The organism is Deltaproteobacteria bacterium, assembly GCA_009692615.1.
Taxonomy (GTDB): Bacteria; Desulfobacterota; Binatia; order UBA9968; family UBA9968; genus DP-20.
In genome coordinates this window covers 1-5,827 of sequence record SHYW01000181.1, presented here as the reverse complement: position 1 = coordinate 5,827, position 5,827 = coordinate 1, and the positions used below count along the sequence as shown (strand labels likewise).

Genomic DNA, 5,827 nt, shown 5'->3' with positions numbered 1-5,827 from the left:
GCTTGCTCTGCTTTTTCTTTCTCGCCCACGCCAAACTCGCAAACGTTGTCTGCTCCCCCACGCTCTTTCCTCCCGCCTCACCTTGTCGGTCTTTCTGCTCTTCGTTATTAGACGACTTGCTAGATGACTTGTTCAGAGATTCCTTAAGCGGGAACCTTCGGCGGAGTTGCGCGAAGCATTTGTGACTACCACGCTGCCGCTAGGCGAAGGGCTCGGCATCAAGGGCGGATTGTTTGTTACGCCGTTGGGCACTGAGATCATTCCCAATCCGGGCGCGTTCAACGATAACCTTTCTCGTTCGTTCCTGTTCAACTATGCTATCCCCTTTCGCCATCTTGGCGTTATGTTGAGTTATCCGATCCACAAGATGATCGGCTTGTCGGCGGGCGTAGTCACCGGTTGGGACAACCCACGTGACAACAACCACACGCCGGCGTTTCTCGGCGGCGTGACCTTAACGCCCAACGATCAAATCACCATCGCCAGCAATATCATCACGGGTGAAGAGCCGACGGCCGCCGGAGCCAATAGCACGTCGCGCACCACTTGGGCGACGGTCGGTACTTTTAAGCCCATCGATCCCTTGGCGCTGTCGCTGGAATTTACCTACGGACACCAGAAAAACGCCGGGCTGAATGGCGGCAACGCTGACTGGTATGGCATGGCCGGCATCGCGTCTTATTCCTGGACCGACCGGTTTACCACCGCGTTGCGCGGCGAATGGTTCGCCGATCCCGATGGCGCGCGTTTGGGTGGGGATTCGGCCGGCAAAGCCAATGTGACGGTCGGCGAGTTCACGCTCACCGGCGCTTATAAATTCACCAAAGCTTTGTTGGGCCGCATCGAGTTACGCCAAGATTTCGCCAGCGGCAATATTTTCAACGTCGGCGATTTCACCAATCGCGGCAACAATCCGAAGAACGATAGTCAAACCACCTTCGGCATCCAGTTGGTTTATCAGTTCTAGATCGGATTTGATTCAATTGGAAAAAAGCGGGTAGCGACTTTCGGGTCGCTTCCCGCTTTTTTATTGGAAAATTTGTTTCGCTTGCAGTAAAGAACCCGTATAAGGAAGATGCCGTTGAATTTGTTCAAAGCCCTTAGCTGGCTCGCCGGCGCAGTGTTTGCCGCCATTTTACTTTGGTGGGCCGGGCCGAAATTATTCGGCGAGAAGCTCGATCCGCGCTCCCAAGAATGGCTCGGTCGGATCGCCGCCGAGATCAATCGTACGGTGCCGGTGATGATCGACAAAGAAACCGAACTGACGATTGTCGAAGGACACGAAGGGATGTTGATCTACAAGTACCGGCTCGTGCCTTATTCGGTTAAACAACTCGATCACCAAAAGTTTGCCGCTGGAGTGAAACAAAAAGTTGCCCAGGGCGCGTGCAATCAGCCCGACATGCGCGACAACTATCTAAAAAAAGGTGTGACGCTACGCTATTCGTACTTCGATAGAGACAAGCAACATATCGCCACGGTGGACGTGACCCCGGCGGATTGCGGCTTTTGACCGCGCTGTGCGCGGTATTTCAGATTTCAAATTACAAATTTCAGATTTTCGGAGTGCCCTCAAGCTAAGATCCTTTATTTCAAAATTTCTTTGGCGCGCGGGATCAGCTTGGGATCTAGGTTGAAAACTTCGCGGACGTTTCTTTCCAGTTCGGCGCCGTCGAGCGGGTTGATATCGAGGCGCGCTTTGGTGGTGTCGGCGAGAAAGTCGGGATCTTTCATGGTGTCCATGTAGGCTTTGCGCAAGATCTGCACGCGGTCTTTCGGCGTTGCCGGCGGCAGCACGAAAGGTCGCGCTGTCGGGCCGACGCTGTGGACGATGGCTTTGATCAGCTTCTCGCCTTCTTCGCCCTTGGCGTAGTTGATCGCCAGCGGCAGCTTGGGCTGATCGGGATGGGGCTTGGCGACGTTCTGCAAAATCATCACCAGCTCGCCGGAGGAAAGCTCCTTGCTCCAGGTCGCCTTGAACGATTCCCAGGAATTACAAATGCCGTTGATTTCGCCGCTGCCAAACGCGAGCCGCACGTCGGCGGTGCCTTTGTAGCCCGAGACCAACTGAAAGGGCAGGCCGATGGCTGGACCTAAAACTTTGGGAATGTCATCGGTGGCCGAACCGGCGCCGACACCGCCGAGCTTGATGACGGTCTTCGACGACAACCATTGCTCGATGCTGGTGATGCCGGTGCTCTTGTGCACGGCGAGCATGTAGTTGTCCTGGGCCGGCACGCCGATGTATTCGAACTTGCGGGCATCGAATTCGACGCCGGGTTTGCCCAACAGCTGTTGCAAGAACAGGCCGCCGATGAAATGGCCGATGGTCAAACCGTCGGGCTTGGCGACCTTGTACATGTAGTTGGCGGAGATCAAAAAGCCGGCGCCGGGCATGTTGTCGACGATAAAGCTCGGATTGCCGGCGACATGCTTGCCCATGTGGCGCGCGATGGTGCGCGCATAAGTATCGTAACCGCCGCCGGCCGAGGCGCCGACGATGATTCTTACCGTTTTACCCTTATAAAAATTATCCTGCGCGTGGGTGCTCGATAGGCTCAGCACGAATGCCAAGACTGAAATGGCTGACGCGTAAAAAATCTTTCCCATGGTTGCTCCCATTGTGTAATTCTAAGTGCGACTGATTGGTTTGACGTTTATTTGAGGATTTCTTTCAGTTGGCTGACCATCGTCGGCTCGATCTTGAAAAGCTGGAGAACGATTTTTTCGATTTCTTCGCCGGTAAGCGGATCGGTGTCGAGGCGCGAACGCTTGGCGTCAGCGATGAACTCGGGGTCCTTGAGCGTGTCGTTGAAAGCTTTGCGCAGCAGTTGGACGCGTTCCTTCGGCGTGCCCGGCGCCACGGCATAGGGACGGGTGATCGCGGATGGATCGTGGCCGCCGAATTTTAATAGTTGCTTGGCATTCTCGTTAATCGCAAAGTCGACGGCGTTGGGCACTTTGGCTAATTCCGAGTGCGGTTTTGGATTCACCTGCAAGACGATGAAGACGTTGCCTGAGTCGAGACCTTGGCGCCAGATCGATTTGATCGATTCCCACTGCCAACAGCCGCCGGCCACTTCGCCGGCTTCCGCCGCGAGCCGCACTTCCGCGGTGCCTTTGTAGCCGGCGACGAGTTGCAGCGGCAACTTGAGCGCGGCGAGTAGCAGCTTCGCAGTATTATAAGTCGTATCGCCCGGCGCGACGCCGCCGATCTTCACCGGTGTTTTCGAATTTCTCAAGGCGTCGAAGCTGGTGATGCCGCTCGCTTTGGTGAAGGCGCAGGCGACGTTGTCCTGGGTCGGGATGCCGATGTACTCGAACCTGCGCGCGTCGAATTCGATGCCTGGTTTGCCGATGACCTGGTTGATCACCTGGTTGCCGTGGAAGTTGAGGATCGTTAGGCCGTCCGGCTTGGCTACCTTATACACGTGATTGGCGGCGAGCAGACTGGCGGCGCCGGTCATGTTCTCGACGACGATGGCCGGATTCCCCGCGATATGCCGGCCCAAGTGGCGCGCGATTAATCGCGAGTAGGTATCGAAGCCGCCGCCGGCGGAGAAGCCGACGATTAATCTAATCGTCTTGCCTTCGTAGAATGGCTCGGCGGCGTGGCCTGAAGTCGCTAGCGCGATTATCAGCGCGAATGCGCTGATAACTTTTTCCAGGGTTTTGAACATTCCTTTGCTCCCTCCGCGTGGCGGCGGATTTGTTGTCGGCCATTAACTATGAAAATTCAATTTGAGTCAACGGTCCTGGGACATTTCCGCGCGCAGCTCGTCTTCCCAGGCGCGGCTGGCGTCGGGCGACCAGTTGCAGCCGAGGTCGTGAATTTCTCCGGCGCGCGCGAACTTCGGCAACTGGGCTAACGCTTTGGTGAGAACCGTTTCGTTGCGCTGACGATCGTTCGGTGGACCGAACGTGCGCCCCACGGGATGATCGACGAAGGCGGCGCGCGGCGGCGTGACTTTACTCATGATGTCGTGGACCGTGCCGATGACGAGTGTCGGAATTCCACTTGCTTCGATCACATGGGCGATGAGACCGACGGTCTCATGGCAGAAGGGTCAATAGGGAATCATCAACGCGAGATCGACTTGCGCTTGCTTTAAGTCAGCGGCAATGGCGGGAGCGAGTTCGTTTTCAATTATTTGCTGCTGGCGTACGCCGCCCATGAAAGAAAAATGAAACGGCACGAGTGAACCAACGTTGCCGCGCTTCGCCAAATCAGCGAGCGCAGTGCGCGGAAAAACAATCTCCGGATCCTGCCTGGGCACGCGGCCGATGCCCGAGTGATGATCGATGATTATTTCTCCGGCGTTAGGATCGGACGGGACGCGCCGGTAGCTCAAGTCTTCGCGCGGGATGAACGGTTCTTGGTTTGACAGTCTCAGTGCCGCACTACTCAAAAGCGCCACGCGGGATTCGCTTACGGGCGTTGTGATCGGACACCAAGCGGGTTTCGACGGCGACACTAATACGCGCGGCGGTTTCGGCGCTGAGTTTTTTGCCATGATCGGCAAGTATTCGAGGGGCATGGGTTACGTTCCTCCGGTCAGACACTACTACTGCACTGATATGCGGTCTTCAACCGGAGGTTCGGTATGCACGATGTATAAGGGAAGACGAAAGGCCGTAAAACTATTTTAGCATTAATAGCTTAATGCCGTTTCCCGAGGCTATGTTCTTCGCACTTGACTCGGATAGCTGGCCGAGGATTTTTCGATAGCTCTGGGCGATTCGATAATCTTTGTCTTCTTCGCCGAGTTTGACATCCGTGCCGACCAAAAATCTCTCTGAAAATTCCTCGAATAGCGACTTCCACGCTGGCGCGAGAGCACCATTGCGATCGAGTAAATTGATTTGCGCCTGAGTTTCGGTTTTAGCTTCGCGGTACTTGATAGTACTCAACAGATTCGGAAATCGTTGCATCAGCTTTGCGATGACCTCGGGCGTCGCTAGGCCAGTGTTGGACCAGCCGGCATGTTCCCAAATGATTTTCGTTTTTGGATAATGCGTCAGGAGCCGATCGAGTTCCGCGAGGGTTTTCGCCGTCGCTTCCATGTGAATGTCCAATGGAATATCGAATTTGGCCGCGATATCCGCTAGCGCCAGCATCAACGGATGATCCGCGGGATATTCGATCTCGCGCATCCCTGGCGCCCAAGCGATGTGCCTAGGGCCAAGCTCGCCGATGCCCTTGTATCCACCCTTCTGCAAAACGTCCTCGACCGATTTTTGAAAACGTTCTTTCATGTCGGCCGAGACGCCGCTTGGAGATGTGGCTGAAAGTTGCTGGTTCAGCTCATTGCCGCCGTAGAAAGCCACGAGCCGTTCGGGCCCGGCAAGCGCGGCTTCCCGATAAAATTCGTCCGTGGCGCCGCGCCGGCGCGACCTGCCTGCGTTCGGCACCGGCATGAACACCGCTTTGGCGATCCGTTCTCGATCCATGGCGCTGACAACCGATGCCGAACTTGTTCGAAAGAAATGAGCGTGCATATCGACAATCGAAAGGGCTTCGGCAAACGGGGCAGCGGCACCGTTAGCGTTCCCGCTGCCGTTTAACAGTAGTGACAACAAAATAAAAAACGCGGTGACATTCAGAAGCAAGTCTTTAAATGTAGCCACGCAGCTCAACTATCTGAAGTCGTTGTCTAGTGTCAACATCTATTTTGCGTGAGTGTTGTAGCAAAGTGATTATGTCAGGGGTTAACGGCAACGTAATTATGTCAGGGTGGAAGGATGACAACCCTGACAATGAAAGACGAGAAACGACTAGACGTAATTCAACGAGTATATCGCAGCGAGATCACCGTGGTTGAGGCCG

7 protein-coding genes are annotated in these 5,827 nt (G+C 55.3%); 2 read left to right on the top strand and 5 right to left on the bottom strand.

What is annotated here, in order from left to right; genetic code table 11:
• Window positions 1–181 precede the first annotated feature (181 nt).
• Both EXR70_24800 and EXR70_24795 read left to right on the top strand, forming a co-directional pair.
• Window positions 182–967: a hypothetical protein gene (locus tag EXR70_24800; protein MSP41717.1), complete on the top strand. Its 786-nt coding sequence runs from the start codon at window positions 182–184 to the stop codon at window positions 965–967.
• A 114-nt stretch (window positions 968–1,081) separates the two neighbouring features.
• Window positions 1,082–1,513, top strand: coding sequence for a hypothetical protein (locus EXR70_24795; GenBank protein MSP41716.1), 432 nt, complete (start codon window positions 1,082–1,084; stop codon window positions 1,511–1,513).
• Between the two features lie 74 nt (window positions 1,514–1,587).
• On the opposite strand, the gene EXR70_24790 is transcribed toward EXR70_24795, so the two are convergent.
• From EXR70_24790 to EXR70_24770, 5 genes are all read right to left on the bottom strand, one after another.
• Entirely contained in the window at window positions 1,588–2,622 is a 1,035-nt protein-coding gene (locus tag EXR70_24790) for a hypothetical protein (protein ID MSP41715.1), read from the bottom strand.
• 35 nt (window positions 2,623–2,657) lie between these two features.
• Complete coding sequence (locus EXR70_24785; GenBank protein ID MSP41714.1) at window positions 2,658–3,680, bottom strand: hypothetical protein; 1,023 nt, start codon at window positions 3,678–3,680, stop codon at window positions 2,658–2,660.
• Window positions 3,681–3,746: 66 nt separating this feature from the next.
• A complete protein-coding gene (locus EXR70_24780) occupies window positions 3,747–4,031 on the bottom strand; it encodes a hypothetical protein (protein ID MSP41713.1) in 285 nt (94 codons plus the stop codon).
• A 36-nt stretch (window positions 4,032–4,067) separates the two neighbouring features.
• On the bottom strand, window positions 4,068–4,538 hold the full coding sequence (locus tag EXR70_24775) for a hypothetical protein (protein ID MSP41712.1): 471 nt from the start codon (window positions 4,536–4,538) through the stop codon (window positions 4,068–4,070).
• A 103-nt stretch (window positions 4,539–4,641) separates the two neighbouring features.
• The gene (locus EXR70_24770; GenBank protein ID MSP41711.1) at window positions 4,642–5,637 is read right to left on the bottom strand and encodes a hypothetical protein; all 996 of its coding nucleotides are present in this window, start codon (window positions 5,635–5,637) and stop codon (window positions 4,642–4,644) included.
• Window positions 5,638–5,827: the final 190 nt, after the last annotated feature.

Excerpts from the sequence above, each read along its gene's own strand:
- EXR70_24790 (MSP41715.1), bottom strand. The coding sequence starts at position 2,622 with ATGGGAGCAACCATGGGAAAGATTTTTTACGCGTCAGCCATTTCAGTC.
- EXR70_24785 (MSP41714.1), bottom strand. The coding sequence starts at position 3,680 with ATGTTCAAAACCCTGGAAAAAGTTATCAGCGCATTCGCGCTGATAATC.
- EXR70_24775 (MSP41712.1), bottom strand. The coding sequence starts at position 4,538 with ATGCCCCTCGAATACTTGCCGATCATGGCAAAAAACTCAGCGCCGAAA.